Source organism: Paenibacillus sp. FSL P2-0089 (assembly GCF_038595095.1).
In the GTDB taxonomy this organism is placed as follows: Bacteria; Bacillota; Bacilli; order Paenibacillales; family Paenibacillaceae; genus Paenibacillus_AQ; species Paenibacillus_AQ silagei.
In genome coordinates, this window is the sequence record NZ_CP152006.1 from 2,795,999 (window position 1) to 2,813,024 (window position 17,026).

Annotated in this window: 15 protein-coding genes; 11 read left to right on the forward strand and 4 right to left on the reverse strand. The window is 49.5% G+C overall.

Going from position 1 to position 17,026, the window contains the following annotated elements; genetic code table 11:
• Positions 1-84 precede the first annotated feature (84 nt).
• The 7 genes from NST69_RS11280 (at position 85) to NST69_RS11310 (ending at position 8,868) form a co-directional block, all read left to right on the forward strand.
• Positions 85-1,788, forward strand: coding sequence for a response regulator transcription factor (locus NST69_RS11280; protein ID WP_342549333.1), 1,704 nt, complete (start codon positions 85-87; stop codon positions 1,786-1,788).
• Between the two features lie 5 nt (positions 1,789-1,793).
• Positions 1,794-3,569: a sensor histidine kinase gene (locus tag NST69_RS11285; protein WP_342549334.1), complete on the forward strand. Its 1,776-nt coding sequence runs from the start codon at positions 1,794-1,796 to the stop codon at positions 3,567-3,569.
• Between the two features lie 194 nt (positions 3,570-3,763).
• Positions 3,764-5,092 (forward strand): extracellular solute-binding protein, encoded by a 1,329-nt coding sequence (locus tag NST69_RS11290; RefSeq protein ID WP_342549335.1) that lies wholly within the window; start codon positions 3,764-3,766, stop codon positions 5,090-5,092.
• A gap of 107 nt (positions 5,093-5,199) precedes the next feature.
• A complete protein-coding gene (locus NST69_RS11295) occupies positions 5,200-6,096 on the forward strand; it encodes a sugar ABC transporter permease (protein WP_209879802.1) in 897 nt (298 codons plus the stop codon).
• Positions 6,089-6,913: a carbohydrate ABC transporter permease gene (locus tag NST69_RS11300; protein WP_209879804.1), complete on the forward strand. Its 825-nt coding sequence runs from the start codon at positions 6,089-6,091 to the stop codon at positions 6,911-6,913. Before NST69_RS11295 ends, NST69_RS11300 begins: the two co-directional genes overlap by 8 nt.
• Before the next feature lie 323 nt (positions 6,914-7,236).
• Positions 7,237-7,539, forward strand: a complete 303-nt coding sequence (locus NST69_RS11305) for a metalloregulator ArsR/SmtB family transcription factor (RefSeq protein WP_209879806.1) — start codon at positions 7,237-7,239, stop codon at positions 7,537-7,539.
• A gap of 144 nt (positions 7,540-7,683) precedes the next feature.
• The gene (locus tag NST69_RS11310; RefSeq protein ID WP_342549338.1) at positions 7,684-8,868 is read left to right on the forward strand and encodes an MFS transporter; all 1,185 of its coding nucleotides are present in this window, start codon (positions 7,684-7,686) and stop codon (positions 8,866-8,868) included.
• A gap of 71 nt (positions 8,869-8,939) precedes the next feature.
• Here the strand turns inward: NST69_RS11310 and NST69_RS11315 are convergent, their stop codons facing one another.
• The gene (locus NST69_RS11315; protein ID WP_342549339.1) at positions 8,940-9,845 is read right to left on the reverse strand and encodes a helix-turn-helix domain-containing protein; all 906 of its coding nucleotides are present in this window, start codon (positions 9,843-9,845) and stop codon (positions 8,940-8,942) included.
• A gap of 259 nt (positions 9,846-10,104) precedes the next feature.
• A complete protein-coding gene (locus NST69_RS11320) occupies positions 10,105-10,482 on the reverse strand; it encodes a hypothetical protein (protein ID WP_342549340.1) in 378 nt (125 codons plus the stop codon).
• Positions 10,483-10,892: 410 nt separating this feature from the next.
• Here NST69_RS11320 and NST69_RS11325 point away from each other — a divergent pair, with 410 nt between their 5' ends.
• Together NST69_RS11325 and NST69_RS11330 are read left to right on the forward strand one after the other, a co-directional pair.
• Positions 10,893-11,723: a copper amine oxidase N-terminal domain-containing protein gene (locus tag NST69_RS11325; RefSeq protein WP_340953590.1), complete on the forward strand. Its 831-nt coding sequence runs from the start codon at positions 10,893-10,895 to the stop codon at positions 11,721-11,723.
• Between the two features lie 44 nt (positions 11,724-11,767).
• Positions 11,768-12,832: a DUF1835 domain-containing protein gene (locus NST69_RS11330; RefSeq protein WP_342550148.1), complete on the forward strand. Its 1,065-nt coding sequence runs from the start codon at positions 11,768-11,770 to the stop codon at positions 12,830-12,832.
• 271 nt (positions 12,833-13,103) lie between these two features.
• On the opposite strand, the gene NST69_RS11335 is transcribed toward NST69_RS11330, so the two are convergent.
• Positions 13,104-13,853, reverse strand: coding sequence for a hypothetical protein (locus NST69_RS11335; protein ID WP_342549341.1), 750 nt, complete (start codon positions 13,851-13,853; stop codon positions 13,104-13,106).
• A gap of 341 nt (positions 13,854-14,194) precedes the next feature.
• On the opposite strand from NST69_RS11335, the gene NST69_RS11340 reads away from it, so the two are divergent.
• Together NST69_RS11340 and NST69_RS11345 are read left to right on the forward strand one after the other, a co-directional pair.
• Positions 14,195-14,449 (forward strand): DUF3658 domain-containing protein, encoded by a 255-nt coding sequence (locus NST69_RS11340; protein ID WP_342550150.1) that lies wholly within the window; start codon positions 14,195-14,197, stop codon positions 14,447-14,449.
• A 242-nt stretch (positions 14,450-14,691) separates the two neighbouring features.
• Positions 14,692-15,183, forward strand: coding sequence for a DinB family protein (locus NST69_RS11345; RefSeq protein ID WP_342549343.1), 492 nt, complete (start codon positions 14,692-14,694; stop codon positions 15,181-15,183).
• A 67-nt stretch (positions 15,184-15,250) separates the two neighbouring features.
• Here NST69_RS11345 and NST69_RS11350 read toward each other — a convergent pair whose 3' ends face one another.
• Positions 15,251-16,927 carry an ABC transporter substrate-binding protein gene (locus NST69_RS11350; protein WP_342549344.1) on the reverse strand — a complete coding sequence of 559 codons (1,677 nt, stop codon included), beginning with the start codon at positions 16,925-16,927 and terminating at the stop codon, positions 15,251-15,253.
• Positions 16,928-17,026 lie beyond the last annotated feature (99 nt).

Genomic DNA, 17,026 nt, shown 5'->3' on the forward strand with positions numbered 1-17,026 from the left:
TTGACCATCTCCATGATAGCGCTTTATAATCCGTTCATAGTGGCTAGGGCCAGAGGTCAAGACTACAGAAAGCGGGGGAGAATCATGAATCCAATATGCAAGGTGCTGATTGTGGACGATGAAATCCTGGTCCGGCAAGGGATTAAATATGTGCTGGACTGGGAGCAGGAAGGATTTCAGATCGTGGGTGAAGCGGCCAACGGGCGGGAAGCGCTGAATTCGCTGCAGACCCTGCAGCCGCATATCATCATTACGGATATTGTCATGCCGGTGATGGATGGCGAGGAGTTAACCCGGCTGGTGAAGCGCGATTATCCGGCTACCGAGGTGATTGTGCTAAGCAGCTTCAGCGAGTTCCATTATGTGCGCTCGACGTTCCAGCATGGGGTGGCGGACTATATTCTGAAGCCGAAGCTGGAAGCCGGGGCCTTATTGCAGGTGTTAAAAAAAACCCGGGACCGCATCCCGGAACTGAGTGCCGCCGGAGGACAAACGGAGGCAGCAGCGCAGCCGCTGGATACCCTGCTCGGCCGGATGCTGGCCGGTTACCGGCTGCCGCCGGAGAGCGAAGCGTATGTGAAGCAGCAGCTTCCGCATCACGCCTTCGCGCTGCTGGGCTGGGAACCGGTGCAGCAAGCACCGGGCGGCGAAGCCATGAACCATACCGCCATAAACGCGGTCAGCAGCGACAACGCTATGAATCATACCGCTATTAACGCAGTCAGCAGCAGCAATGCCATGAACCGTATCACCATCAATACTGCCAGCAGCGCAGCCAATGCACAAGAGGCCGCATCCGCTACCGTGGTTACCACTATTACCCGTGAACTAAACCAGTGTGTACCGGGAATGGTGCAGTGTATTATTCCAGTCGCAGAGCCTTCGGGCACTACATTCATGCTGATCAATCTGGAGGAAGCCCATTGGCCGCAGCTGCTAAAGGCTGTACACCAGTCGGCCGATACGATGGCTGGGCAGGAAGTGGAGCTGCGTCTGACGCTCAGCCGGAGATTCAGTTCGCTCAGCGAGCTTGCAGCCGTCCAGCAGGAGAGCAATGCGAGACTACAGCAGTGCCGGTTTTTCCGGCCGGAGCAGACCCTGCTAATCCAGGAAAAACGTCCAGATCCGGAGACTCCGTTGCCGAAGTTCAATCTGGCGCAATTCACCGAGCAGTTGAAGCGTCAGCAGCTGGCGGAAGCATTCGGTGACCTGCATCAGCATGTGGATGCGCTCAGCCGCCAGAATGATGGAGATGTGTATCAGTTTAAGTCCTTCCTGAGCAATATGATTTTTAATATTACGAATCAGTTCAGTCATCTGCAGGAGCTGGAGGAGGGGAAATACGGCCTGTTCCGGGCCATCGATGAAGCGGGCACGGCCGAGCAGGCCATGCAGATTCTGGATGATTACCTGCGTCGGATCATGGAGCTGACTGCATCGGCAGCGCCGGCACCGGGCGGCAATGCCAGTATGACGAAGCTGCTTCAGTACATAGAAGAGCATTATACTGAGCCGCTGACCCTTACGGAGCTGGCCCGTCATTTTCATTTCAACCCTTCGTATCTGTCGAGCCTGTTCACGACCTACAATCACGAGGGCTTCAAGGAGCATCTCAACACGGTCCGCACGGGCAGGGCGGCAGAGCTGCTACGGGCCGGGGAGGCACCCATAGCGGAGATTAGCAGCATGGTCGGATATGGCGATCACAGCTATTTTTGCAAAGTGTTCAAGAAATATTACGGCTTGTCCCCGAGCGGCTACCGGCGTCAGCATTACGGGCAGGAGTAGAGCGTATGCGCAGATACTGGGAGCGGTTCAAATTTCACAGCCTGTTTATCAAAATCTTCCTCGTTATGCTGTTCAGCATCATCGCCGTAGCCATCGCCTCCTCCTGGACGACCGTCCGCATGTCGGAGAAGCTGTTCATGAATACCTTCAGCATTACGAATTCCAAGGTGATCAGCCAGATTAAGGCGAGCTTTGAAGCTTTTCATTATTCAATCGTTACGGCTACTAATAATACCCAACTGAGTGGCACGATCCGTTCCTTCCTGTCTGAGGAGGACTCGGACTCCCTGCGGATGCTGCGGACCTATTACAATATGACCACACAGATGAAGAAGATTCAGTCCACGCTCGATGCCTACCAGGTCGGGATCAAAATCATGGGCAAAAACGGCCGCAGCTACTCCACCAACACGAACAATCTGCTGATGAGTGACCGGGAGCTGCAGCAGCATGAGCTGACACGTAATACTTTGGCTGAACCGAAACGGCTGATGTATCAGTTCTATGAAGAGACGATGCCGGATTCGGCGCAGAAGGAAGCGGTGATTGTAGGCAGCAAAGCGCTGATGGACCGGACGACGGGCGATATTTACGGGACGCTGTATTTTACCATTCATGAAAAGGATTTCCGCTCCTTCTATGGCAGCTTTGTCAGTACCGGGAACGATGTGGTGATCCTGAATAAGCAAGGGATGATAGTGTCCAGCAACCGCAGTGATCTGATGGGCCAGCGGGCAGAGGATCTATTGCAGGTGGCGAGGGAGATTGAGGAGCAGCAGCTTGCTTACCAGAACACCGATTTCCAGGGCACTGATTCGATTCTGATTGCGGATTACCTGCCGTCTTATGATTTCTATATTGTGAACCTGATCGATAAGCAGACGGCCCTCGGCCAGATGGTCAACGGTAAAATGGTCGTGCTCTTCTGCTCAGCCATCGTGGCCGTGGCCCTGATCGTGGTGTTCCTGATCTTCAGAAGGCTGACCCGGTCGCTCACGCTGCTTACCCGGCAGATGTCCAAGATCACCGAGCGTAACTTCCACAATTACATTACGGTTACGGGAAGCTTTGAATTTCAGGAGCTGGGTCATGCCTATAACTATATGCTGGACGAGCTGAATGAATATGTCGAGAAGCTGGTGGAGACGCAGAAGGAGCAGCGGAATGCCGAGCTTGCGGCCTTGCAGCATCAGATTAACCCGCATTTTCTGTACAATACGCTGGCTTCGGTCAACTTCCTGGTGCAGCAGGGCAGTCAGGAGAAGGCGGTGCAGACGATTCATGCCCTGATCTCGATGCTGCAGAATGCGCTGAGCAATGTCAGTGAGAGCATCACGGTGACACAGGAACTGGAGAATCTGAAATCCTATGTCTTCATCAACCATGTGCGGTACGGCGAACGGATCCGGGTGAATTTCTTCGTCTCCCCGGATTGTATGGACTGTCATCTGCCGAAGCTGATTATTCAGCCGTTCATTGAGAATGCCTTCTTCCATGCGTTTACGCGCAAAAGCGGGGGATATATCCATATCCTCATCTCCCAGGATGCCGGATCTCTGCTCTGTGAGGTGGTGGATAACGGGGACGGAATGGATACCGGAGCGGCTGATCTGCCTATGTCGAGTCTTGCGGGGAAGCGCCAGCTGTTCACCGGAATCGGTATCCGCAATGTGCATGACCGGCTGGTGCTGATGTACGGCGAAGAATATGGAGTCACCATTAAGAGTGCGCCGGGGGAGGGGACTGCGATCCGAATCCGCCTGCCGCTGATGAAGAAGTGAGATTATTACCATTTTCCAAAAAAAGAACAAACGGCAATCAAGGTAACGCTTACAATCAGGCGATAAAATGACCAATCCCCATAAAGTAAGTTCTAACGGCTCCCCGAGGGCGGGTGATAAGATTATTTATGTAATAAATAAGCGCTTACATTCAAGCAAGAGACAGTAAAGCGCATTAAAGGGGAGGCTTACCAATGAAAAAAGGCTTTGCGTTAGTCCTGATTTGCCTGCTTCTGCTTACGGCCTGCAGCTCGAACTCCGGGTCGAAGAACACCAGCAATAGCGCTGCGGACACGGGAAAGACAGAGAATACAGCAGCTACAGAGCCTGCACAGGCGAAGGAAATCACCATTTGGGCTTGGGACCCTGCATTCAACATCGCCGCACTGGAAGTGGCCAAAGCAGAATATGCCAAGACGAACCCGGATGTGAAAATTAACATTGTGGAATACGCCCAGGCGGATATTATCCAGAAGCTGAACACGGGGCTGAATTCCGGAACCACCAAGGGTCTGCCGAACATCGTGCTGATTGAGGATTACCGTTCCCAGAGCTTCCTGCAATCGTACAAGGATTCCTTCTACGATCTGAGCAGCTCGATCAAGGGCGCTGACTTCGCAGATTACAAAAGCGGGCCGACCAGCCTGGACGGGAAGCAGTACGGGGTTCCTTTTGACTCCGGCGTTACCGGACTCTATGTCAGAACGGACTATCTGGAGCAGGCAGGCTACAAGCTGGCCGATCTGCAGGATATCGACTGGAAGCAATATATTGAAATCGGCAAAGCCGTGAAAGAGAAAACCGGCAAAGCGCTGATTACGCTGGACCCGAACGACCTCGGGCTGATCCGGGTGATGATTCAATCCGCAGGCGAGTGGTATCTGAAGGAAGACGGCAAAACGCCGAACCTGGCGGGGAATGCACCGCTTAAGGAAGCTTTTGAAATCTATAAGGAGCTGACTGAATCAAACGTAGCTAAGGTACATGCAGACTGGAGTCAGTTCGTAGCCGCCCTGAACAGCGGCGATGTAGCCTCCGTGCCGACAGGCAACTGGATCACCCCTTCGATTACGGCTGAAGCTTCTCAATCCGGCAAGTGGGGAATCGCACCGCTTCCTATGCTGACTGCGAACAAATCCGTTCATGCCTCGAACCTGGGCGGAAGCTCCTGGTATGTCATGAATGTGGACGGTAAGGAGACGGCCGCAGACTTCATGGCGAAGACCTTCGGCTCGAATGTGGAAATGTACCAGAAGCTGCTCACGGACATCGGTGTCATCGGTACCTTCAAAGCGGCTGCGGGCGGAGAGGCTTACAGCCAGGCCAATGAATTCTTCAGCGGCCAGAAAATTGTATCCGATTTCGCCGCCTGGACGGAGCAGATCCCAAGCGTCAATTACGGAATCAACACGTATGCGATTGAAGACATCCTGATTGTAGAGATGCAGAATTATCTGAACGGCAAGGATATTGACAGCGTGCTGAGCGATGCCCAGGCCCAGGCCGAGTCACAGATTAAATAGTTAGCTCACATACAGTGACCTTGGGCGTGGCCTGCAGCTTCCGGGAGTTCAGGAGGCGGGCTGTGCCCGGGGTTTATTTTAAATGATAAGGAAAGGACTGGGCAGCTGTGCATCAAACTAATTCCAAACTAAGATTCCGCACCAAAAGCGTGTTGACCGGATGGTCCTTCGTCCTGCTTGCGGTCATTCTGATCTTCGTCTTCTATTTCTATCCGATGCTTCAGGCACTTATTCTGTCGTTCCAGACGGGAACGGGCAGCAATCTTACGTTTACCGGCTTCGATAACTATTCACGGCTTCTGTCTGACAAGACATTTATTGTATCGGTTAAGAACACCTTCATCTATTTGCTGGTTCAAGTGCCGCTGATGATCATCCTCGCGCTGTTTATCTCGGTGCTGCTGAATGACAGCAAGCTGAGATTTAAGGGGTTTTTCCGGACGGCGATCTTCCTGCCCTGTGTCACTTCACTGGTTGCGTATTCTGTGGTATTCAAGTATTTGTTCTCCGGCAATGGCCTGGTGAATACGATGCTGCTGAAGCTCCACCTGGTCAGTGCCCCGATTGAATGGATCACCGATCCGTTCTGGGCCAAAATCACCATTATCCTAGCGATTACTTGGCGCTGGACGGGTTACAATATGATTTTTTACCTGTCGGCCCTGCAAAATATCGATCACTCCATCTACGAGGCCGCCAAAATTGACGGAGCATCTTCTTCCCGCCAGTTCTTCGGAATTACGGTCCCGCTGCTGAAGCCGATCATCCTGTTCACCTCGATTACCTCAACGATCGGGACTCTGCAATTGTTCGACGAGGTCATGAATATTACGAAGGGAGGCCCGGGCAACGCGACCCAGACAATCTCCCAGTACATCTACAATTTGTCATTCAAATATGCAGCAGACTTCGGCTATGCAGCCACCGTATCGTATTCGATTGTCATTATGATCGCACTGCTGTCGGTCATCCAGTTCAAAGTGGCAGGTGATAAAAATGGCTAAAAGTAAACGTTTCTTCATGTATCTGTTCCTGAGCATCGCGGCCATTGTCTCCATTTTTCCATTCCTGTGGATGGTCGTCAGCTCGACGAACCAGTCGGTGGATGTCACCCGCGGGCGTCTGCTGCCGGGCACCCATCTGCTGGAGAATCTGCGCAAGCTGCTGGACACTACGGACCTGCAGTTATCCCTGATGAATTCAGCGAAAATCTCCATAACCACCACGCTGCTGGCGCTGCTGATTGCCTCGCTGGCCGGTTACGGCTTTGAGGTCTTCCGCAGCCGCTCGAAGGATATTGTATTCAACATTCTGCTGCTGTCGATGATGATTCCGTTCGCCGCGCTGATGATCCCGCTGTACCGGATGTTCGGGCAGATCTCGAACGTCTTCCCGTGGATGGGTATTGATACGATGACCTCGGTCATTCTACCTACGGTGACTACCGCGTTCCTGATCTTCTTTTTCCGGCAGAGCACCAAGATGTTCCCGAAGGAGCTGCTGGAGGCTGGGCGGATGGATGGACTTAGCGAGCTGGGCATCTTCCTGCGCATCTATCTGCCGACCATGAAGACGACTTACGCCGCCGGAGCGATCATTACGTTCATGTCGAGCTGGAATAACTATCTCTGGCCGCTGATCGTATTGCAGACGCCGCAGACCAAGACCATGCCGTTGCTCATCTCCACCCTCGGATCAGGCTACGCCCCGGATTACGGGATGATTATGATCGCGATTGTAATCGGCACGATTCCTACTGCGCTGGTGTTCTTCGTGATGCAGAAGCAGTTTGTGGCTGGGATGATCGGGTCGGTGAAGTAAGGTGAACAGGAGCAATTCTACCCTTTGGGAGTAGTCGTGGCTCCGGGGATTGTTTGGACTTTCGGCCGCTGTTGTCTCCAGATTTCTTTATTCAAGCCGCTTCCAGCGGTTGAAATCCGGAGACAAAGGCGGACGCTGCCGCTCCTACAGTTCCAAACATCCCCTCCGCCACTCCTCCCAAATAGGGGAGAACCAAGTTCACTTACTATTGGGGTAGGGCAGGGGGGAAAGCCCTCTAATTTTATCAATATCAGATATATTATAAGGAAAACGAATATCTCCTCCGTATTGACATATCGCAAATCATCGATATAATAAAAATTATGAATCCAATTGATGTATTTAAGGCTTTATCGAATGAATCCAGGTTACAGATCTTACATTGGCTCAAAGAGCCATACGTTCATTTTAAACCCCATGAAGGAGTGGATATGGAGGAGATTGGGGTTTGTGTAAGTCAAATAACCGACAAGCTGAACATGACTCAGTCTACGGCTTCTCAATATCTTACGATGTTGCAGCGGGCAGGGCTGATCACCACGAAGCGTATAGGCAAATTTACGTACTATCAGAGAGACGAGGAAGCCATACGTCAGTTAGCTCAGTACACGATGAGTGAGATGTAAGAGAGATGAAACTGAGTTCTTTACACAGAATTCAGCTTTATCTTGGCAATATGATTCGACAATTCGCGATATGTCTTTTTAAATATCATATCGACAATTCACGAATTGTATATTCAAGAATATTTAAAGGAGTTGTATCATTTTATGTCTGTAAGCTGGAAAGTGTATATTTTAGCCATTGTTAGTTTCTTGGTAGGAACGTCGGAGTATATTTTGTCTGGGATTTTAGATAAGGTATCCGTTTCCCTAGGTGTGTCAGTTGCTGCCGCCGGGCAATTAATTACGATTTTTTCGCTAGTCTACGCTATATTCACTCCAATTCTTATGGCTGTAACCGCAGGTATAGACAGACGGAAATTAATCATGATGGGTCTAGGCTTGTTTGTGGTATCTAACATTCTCGCCGTTCTTTTGCCCGGGTATGGATTGTTTGTAGTTGCCCGTATCATTATGGCCATAGGCGCAGGGATAGTGGTTGTTACCGCCTTAAACATTGCAGCGAAAATTGCCCCTGAGGGTAAACAAGCAAGCGCGATTGCAACGGTCGTAATGGGCTTTACAGCATCCTTAATCATTGGGGTTCCTCTTGGGCGCATTGCAGCGGATACGCTTGGCTGGAAATCTGTGTTCGGGGGTATTGCCCTTTTAGGGATTCTCGCAATGATTATACTTTCTTTCGCTATCCCGCGTGTTAAGGGAGATGAACCTATTCCATTACGGCAACAATTACGTTTGCTACAAAAGCCTAAGGTCGCATTGGGACTCTCGATTACCTTCTTCTGGCTTGGCGGATATTCGGTAGCATATACGTATCTTTCACCGTATCTGCTTGAAGTATCGGGCATAAGTGATAAATATCTCAGCGGCGCTCTGCTTATATTTGGAATAGCCAGCATGATAGGCTCCAAAATCGGTGGTTTCAGCACGGACCGGTGGGGGGTTAACCGAACCTTATTCAGCGGATTGATACTCCATATTGTAATGCTGATCCTATTGTCTTTGGTGACGAATACACTCATTGGTGTGATAGTTGTGCTATTGTTGTGGTCCTTCTCCGCATGGTCCTCTGGTCCGACGCAGCAATATCATTTAACGACAATTGAACCCGAAGCCTCAGGTGTGATGCTTGGTCTTAATCAGTCTATGATGCAGCTTGCTATGGCAGCGGGTGCTGGTATAGGCGGGGTAGCCATCGGAACGGCCTCGCTTACATCTATAACATGGATTGGTGCTGCTGGGGTTGCGATTGCTATGATCGCTACGCTCATTTTATATAGAATGAATTCTAAATCAGAGATGAATGTTCAACATTTAGTTCAAGACCAGTGAAGGTTACTAACCTTATACTTCTGGTGACAAAAAAGCGGTGGCCGGTTTTTCCGGGCACCGCTTTTTTCATCCTATTCCCCGACTCTATACCAGAGCTCACAATATTCATAGCCGCCTGCGCTTGTACCATACATCTCGAAATTACCGCCGTCCAGAATCGTATAGGTTGAGGTTGGCAGCCATTCCGAGAAGATCCGGTTCTTCAATGACTGCAGATCGTACTTGCCGTTGCCGTTCCCGTCATGGAGTGTTGAGAACACGGCCCACGTAGCTGCGGGAACATCAACAACAGTGTATCCGTTCACCTGGCTGCCTGGCGCTCTGTAGCACCCGATTAGATAAGGGAAGGTCGAGTTGCTTGTGAAGGTATAGGCATCGAAGGCAAAGACTGCTCCAAGTTCCTTGCTGAAATTGCCTTCGTCTCTCCAAGCCCCGCTTACTGATTGGGCTAAACGTTCGAACTCACCATTCTTGCAGATATTTTGCCAAACCTCCGGGATCGTTACGCCCGCTTCATTCGCAATAGTGTCGTACTGGTAGATATCCTCCAGTCCATACACTTGAAAAGCATCCCGTTTCTCCATCCGGTAATTCATTCCGGTCACTCCCTTTAAGATGATTTGAAAGGAGATGCGCGGATAGGCTCTTAACTCACTTCCGGCATTACGCGCTAATGTAGGCGTCATTCCATGCAGATTCTGAAATGCACGGGAGAAGGCTTCCGGTGATTCATACCTGTACTTCAAGGCTATCTCCATCACAGTGTTTTTTCTGTCCTTTAGATCAAATGCAGCCAGTGTCAGCCTTCTGCGCCTGATATACTCGGATAAGGGGACATCAAGTACAAAGGAAAACATACGTTGAAACTGGTAAACCGAACATAAGGCGATTTTAGCGATTTGATCGTAATCAATATCTTGTTCCAGGTTATCTTCAATATAACCGATCGCCCGGTTCATTCGCTCCAGCCACTCCACGCAATCCCTCCTTTCGTAAGAAGCATATCATCTGGTAGTAATCGTAGCCTGATTATCCATGCAGCATATTGTCAGGTGATCATCTGAGCTGGAGCCGCTTTACTTTGGGAATAGTCGTGGCACCAGGGATCGTTTGGACTTTCGGACGCTGCGGCTCCTACAGTTCCAAACATCCCTTCCGCCACTCCTCCCAAAGGGGTGGACCAAGTGCGCTTACCGTGGGGTGGGGCATGGATGCTTTAGACGCTGCTGTTTGTCTTCATTTAATGCCTCCCGTTAGTGTATTTCCCTCCCAATCCACGAAATTGAGATTTTCTTTATCCATCAGGCTCCATTCAATTATGTTTTTCACAAGGCCCGGCGTAATAACTTCGTCATCCCACAATGGTGTCTGTATTCTAACCCAGCCGGTACGGCCGTCATTTTCTAATCCACCAAACTCCAAACCGATAACTACGATGAAGGGCATTTGGTCTTTTTTGGATTGTCCAGATTCATAGGAAACATTGAATTTTTTATCTTCTGAAACAATAAATACTTTGATCCGTCCGTAGTCTTCATCATCTTCTTTGACATACCAGAAATAACTCTTTTCGCCATGAACGAATTTTCTTCTTCCCTTTGTATTAATAGCCAATGTGTTCATCTCCGCATTCGTAAATAATTCTATTTCCGATGTTCCACTTCATGAATAAATTAATATCCTCAATAGAATCGCGAACTCTCCATTCATACTCTTTGTTCTCACGAGCGAACTTCCAGTTCGAATGACTCACCGACAGAAAGAGGGAGCGTCAGAAGATCAGCGGCGTCATAGCTCATAATAATCTCCTTTGCATTAACTTCCCTCTAATTATAAATATATCAAGTAAGTATTCAAAGTGCTTCTATATGTTCAAGCTGAGAAAGGGTATGTCACGAAAATGATACTGTATCCCTGTTCGGTTTGTTAAATTTTAGTAGAGAGGCGCAACTGATGAGGGAATTTGGAGTAATAAGAAAGATGATAAAAATATATGAAATAGAGGAAAAGAGAGGATGTTTGGGATGAAGACAGGTAAAAAAGTGTTGACAGCCTTACTGGCTGCGGGGTTGAGCTTCGCCATGTTGACGGGTGTGAATCCGGGAAAGGTAGAGGCAGCGGCTAAGAAATACCCTGCGCTTCTGAAAATCAACGATTATTATGTGCTCTATACAGCACCGAAGGCGCCATATGTGGATGCCAACTACCGGACGATGATCCCGCTTCGCTCCATTAGTGAGCTGATGGGGGCGAAGGTCAGCTATGATGCCAAGGCTAGAACAGCTGCCATCGAAAAGGATAGTGTAACGGTTAAGTTCACTATTGGTTCCAAATCTGTTTCGGTTAACGGGGTTGCCGGGTCAATGGATACGGTTCCGGTGATGGAGCAGAATTCGATGTTCATTCCGGTCAGTGTGCTGGCCGGACGTCTGGGCATTGTGAGCAAATGGGATCAGTCGAATCAGCTCTACACGCTGACGGGTGAAACCTTGATGCAGACGGATATGATCAAGTATTCTTTAGAGGACATTGAGCAAGGTCCCTTCACTTCCCCGCCGGGGAAGATTATTAGCGATGATGCGTTCCGGCCAGTTTCTTACACCTTTGATCCTGAAAAAGGCAGCTTTACGGTAAAGGCGAAGAATATAACAGGTAAGGATGTTTCTGAAGGAGCGGCGGATGTAGCAGCGTATATACTTTATGATGATCAATTGATTCAGTTTCCGGCGCAGAAGCGGGAAAGACCAGCTGTTCGTAAGGATGGAACGATTGAGGTTACCGTTAAAACCGAAACACCGAGTACTCCAGCTTATTTACTTGTAAAAGGGCGCCTGCTCGACCGTTCCGGAAATTAATTTCAATTTCGATTTTGAATCAGAGGTGAATCCGTTTGAAGGACATGCTGGCGATCAAAAAGGCTGTAAGTACGCTCAGGGATGAGGAAGTAAAGTCGTATTTGACGCTGATTTTGGCAGGGATAGGCGAGTTGAAGGAACAGTACGGGCAGTTGGAGCGGCCGCTGGAGAAGCATATGGGGGAGCCGATTACATCATTGATTGAACAGTATTCATCACTGATGAGTCTGCCAGCGCATAGGGCGTTCTGGGACCCGGCGCCAGATAGCACCCATGTCCACATCCTCTGCGGTGACTCTTTCGGGGGAAGTATGAAGCAGGTGCTTAAAGAATTTGGTTGGACGGATTCCCATAAGCTGATTATCCTGCGGGAGAATTATGCGATAGGTCCGCTGGATCAGTTGGATACACCAGTGGGAAGGAAGCTCCGCAGCGACTGGTTCCGCCAGCATATCCATGAATACTTTACGGTCTCTGATGAATGTGAAAGAGAGTATACGGAGCTGCTCGACAATCTGGAGCAGATTCCTGAGCAGGCTCAAATCGTAATCTGGAGCGGGAGTAATGCCTCCGAGCAGGCGGGGCTGCTTCTTGCAGTTCATCTGCTGGGGAACAGACAGAATGAGATCATCGTGCTTGACGCCGGAGCTATCTGTGAGCAGTTGTTCAACCGGCCGCATGCTTTTATAAACTACTGTCATTCCGGTGAGATTCCGTCAGACAAGCTTAGGGAAGCGCTTCTGCGGATCAACGAGGGCAGCAGGCTGACTGCTACGGATATTGTGCGGTTGTCTCAGGATTGGCTGACGATTTCCGGGCAGTCCGGCGTACTTCGAATCTGGCAGGAGGATGCCCTGCTTGAGGTACCCGCTGATTATTATGACGGCTATCTGCTGGAGAAGCTGGACTCGCTTCAGCCGCCGCCAGGGGATGACGGATTTCTGAAATCAGCCCGGCTGGTCGGGGAAGCGATCGGATATTGTGACCAGTATTTTGGGGATGCTTATTTCGAGCATAGGGTGAGAGAGTTGATCTACAGCGGGGTGCTGGAGATCAAGGGTGTTCCCACAGCGATGAGATTTTATAGCATCCGGCGCAGAAAAGGGTAAGGTATATTGAAGCACTGCTAGATATTATCACATTATCCTGCCCATTTTTTAAAGCAAGAGATTTAACCTTAATTAAAGAAGATTTCTTGTGATATCTTCCAGTTGAAAAACGCGGTGACCGTTCATTTCGGTACCCGCGTTTTCCCATTATCTGTATCACAGTTCACAATATCTATAGATATCTTCGATTGTACCGTACATCTCATAATTACGAGCATCTAAACAAATAGGGTATAACCTTCCAGTCAGCCTGAGTATTAGGAATATAAATTTATGAAGCCGGAAGTGGCACAGCATTTTCAATATAACAATTGCTCGTCCAGTATCCATCCACACAGATTGTATAAGATGGAACATAGCACAATATAACTACACTTGCGTTACATACAATTCTTTGGTAAATCGTTTTTGCCCCAATTCTACAGACTGTTCCAACAAGACTATCACATTCAGATTGTATGTTACCGCCATAAGTTTGAGTTTGAGTACAAAACCAGCAATATATTGAAGAAAGAGCTTGATTAGTATTTTCATTTAATTTGACCTCATTGAGTTTTTGGTCTATTTCCTTCTCCAATCCATTAAAATTTTCATTATCCTGCACTGAAAATCCGAAGTTCTTTTGGTTTGTTTTTAAATCAATAATATAGACATTCTTTTCAGTTAACACCTTACTGTAGTCTATAATTGCCGCACTTAATTCATCGGTATCTTTAATATATACAATACTAAGTATTGAATTTAATTTTGCTTCACCTTGTAACTTATAATTATACTTAATTTCATATTGGACAAGGAAGCCATTAGGGAGGGAATCTTCTTTTGTTACTTCCTTTAGAATATAGGGAGTCTCTGTAACTAAAAGATTCTTATAATTTGAAAAGTAGTTTGATTTTTTAACTAATTCTATAAATTCTTCTGTATTTTCTATTGTTGAGGCGAAAGAAGTAGATCCTGTATGGGAAATTAGTAGTACTACTATGGAAAAAATCATCATTACTTTACTAAGATTTTTTTTCATAAACTACCACCTCAATTCAAATTTTTTGACTGCAAATTTTTTAGTTTGTAAAAGGCTACTTTCTTTTTTATGGAACTAGATTTCTTAAAACTAATGTAATTTAAAAAAGTCCAAACAATAAGTAACAGCATGGGGCGACCTGTATCTTCTTCATTTTTTATAATATGCTTATTTTTAGGGATACAAAAGACCACCTTTCCAAATAAGTATAATTAGATTATATTATACCATTAAAATCCATATTGGTAATTGTTATTTAGTAAAAACCCGCAAATTTAAATCAAGGAGATTTCTGCTCATAGTCAAGCCCTGTAAATTTGGTAGGAGCTGCCTTGCTGGAAGTGCCCTCAGATTACTACGACAGCTATCTGCTGGAGAAGTTGGACTCGCTTCAGCCGCCGCCAGGGGATGATGGATTCCTGAAATCAGCCCGGCTAGTCGGAGAGGCGCTCGGATACTGCGAGCAGTATGTCGGTGATGCTTATTTTGAGTACAGGGTGAGGGAGCTGATCTACAACGGGGTGCTGGAGATCAAGGGTGTTCCCACAGCGATGAGATTTTATAGCATCCGGCGCAAGAAAGGGTTAGGTATATAAGAAGCACTATAGCATTTAACAAAAAGCAAAAGAAGCGGAGGGGAAATTTGGAACTGTAGGAGCGATAGCGTCCGCCTCAAAGCTTTCCGAAGGAAAGCTCCCATCGTAAGCATAGGCTTGGTTTGGATTTCTACCGCGAGGAGCGGTTATAATCTGGAAATCCAAACTGGGCAGCGGCCGGAGGGCCAAATGTTCACCGCAGCGACGACCAAGCTTTGAGTTCAAATCTAAGGAGGACAACCATGCAAACCTTATTTCGTTATAACTGGCAGGTCCGCGAGGAATGGTATCAATGGTGTCAGGAGCTGCCGGAAGAAGAACTGGTGAAGACACGCATTGGCGGGGTGGGCGGAATCCTGCAGACGCTGGTGCATATATTGGATGTGGAATTAAGCTGGGTCCGGGATATGGAAGGTAAGCCGGATATCCGTTTAGACTTCACGGAGTACAATACTTTGCAGAAAATCAGAGAGGTGGACGCACGCTTCCGGCCGGAGGTGGAGTCCTTCATAGTGGCCTGGAATGAGGGATTGGAACGGAGGATTCTAAGGGAGGATCGGCCGGATGGGCAGGTTACCCAGCATAGATGGGGCGAAGTGATGCGCCATATTGCCGCGCATGAGATTCATCACATCGGCCAGCTCTCCATCTGGTCTAGGGAACTCGGCCGGAAGCCAGTCTCGCCTAATTTGGTGCGCAGAGGTCTGGATACGTATTTACCCGGTACAGAATAAAGGAGGCTGCTGGTCCTAATATAGTCTGGCGGTGTAGTCAGCCTCCCCCGGACCCTCTACTCTATATCTACAGCTCCGGCGGAAACCACAGATGGCGCAGATCGACCCAGCCCTGGCTGTTGAAGGTCACCCCGCGCACGGAGGGCAGATAGGCGGTCTCGGCAGGCCGTTCGTAGAGAATATGCAGCTGGTGGTCACGGGTTAGAGTATCCTCGATCACCCGGAAGCCTTCCGCCCGAACGGCGGCGTCAGGCTCCCGCGAGATCTGGCGCAGCCTGCCCTCAATGCCCGCACGGGTGCGCGGTTCGATGTGCTGCGAGAGGGTCAGGTACAGGTCGTACAGCCGGAGCTGCTCGTCCTGGTCGCGGAGCAGCGAGAAGACGATCAGGTCGGATTTCAGGCGGATCGGACCTTTGAATTCCTCCGGCGACACGGATAATACCTTGCAGGAATATCCATGCTGCGTTAGTCTTGCGGCGATGTATTCGGCATCCCCGGCGTACTGCGGGATTGTGGCAATCTGCAAGACTTCAGCCGGAGGCGCTGCGAAATGCCGGAAGGGCACTCTCGGAGCTTCATGCAGACAGGACAGCAGTTCGGCACGGAGAAGGGGATCGCTTAGCGGTCCCTTTTTCTTCGTGTTGCAGGTTACGAATTTGCGGACATAGGACTCGGAGTGGATTCTGCTTAGAGAGTCTGCGCCCGCTGCTGACGGATTCGGGATGACATGGAAGGCAGAGCCGGTCTCTGAGGGCTCCCGGTCAAGGCTCCATGGGACATAGATAATCTCCACACGGTCCAGATGGGCCCGCCCCTGAAAATAATAAGGGAACACCTCCAGCACACAGGTATCCTCATTCATCTCTACGACCTTGAACGGACCGGTGCCAGCCGGCCTGCGTCCAAACAGATTCTCTCCAATGGATTCCAGATCGCGGGGCACAATCGCCGCCCGGCTGGTGCAGAGGAAGGGAAGGAAGAGCTCATTCGGCTTCTTCAACAGGATGCGGACAGTAGAGGCATTCAAGGCCTGGACCTCCTGAATCTCTTTGACAATATAGCTGTACAGCATGCGCTGCGAGGTAGACATCATCCGTTCGAACGAGTAGACGACATCCTCGGCGGTCAGTACCTTGCCATGATGGAACAAGACCTCCTTGCGCAGATGAAAAGTCCAGGCCGTCCGGCTCCCGTCTATCTCCCAGGCATGGGCCAGGCCGGGGATCACCTTGCCGCGTTCACCGCTGCGGCCGACCAGCCCGTCAAAAACATGGCTGGAGACGAATGACTCCGCCAGCAAATTCATATAGAGCGGATCGAAGGTATGGAGCTGCTGGGTGACCGGCAGCCGCAGCGTATCGATCCGCTTGTCGCTGTGCACCTCGGCATGATGCCCGAAGTAAGCCAGCAGCCAGCCTTGCAGTGTGTCCTGCAGCGATGAGGTGCGGGCATGTCCGCGGATACCCTCCAGCGCACTGCTGATATCCTTGCTGCTTATGGCCTGCTTCATGGATTCCAGGGCAATGTCCTCGGCCGCCGCGAGGAACACCAGCTTGGAGCGCCGCCCCCGTCCCCGGCTGGGGGTCCAGGTGATCCAGCCGAGATCGGCCATTTTGCGGACCACATGCAGTGCATTGCGGTGGGTACAGCCAAGGGTCAAGGCCAGCTCGTCCAGGGTGACAGAGATATCGGCAGGACCTCCATGCTGCGAATGCAGCTTCAGGAATTGACTGTGCAGCTTCATTTGGGACATTCTCCTCCTGCCTAATTTTTAAAATAGGAAATTAATAATATTATATTTCTCTTTTTCTTCTTATTTTATCAGCTAGAATCAGGATATGAC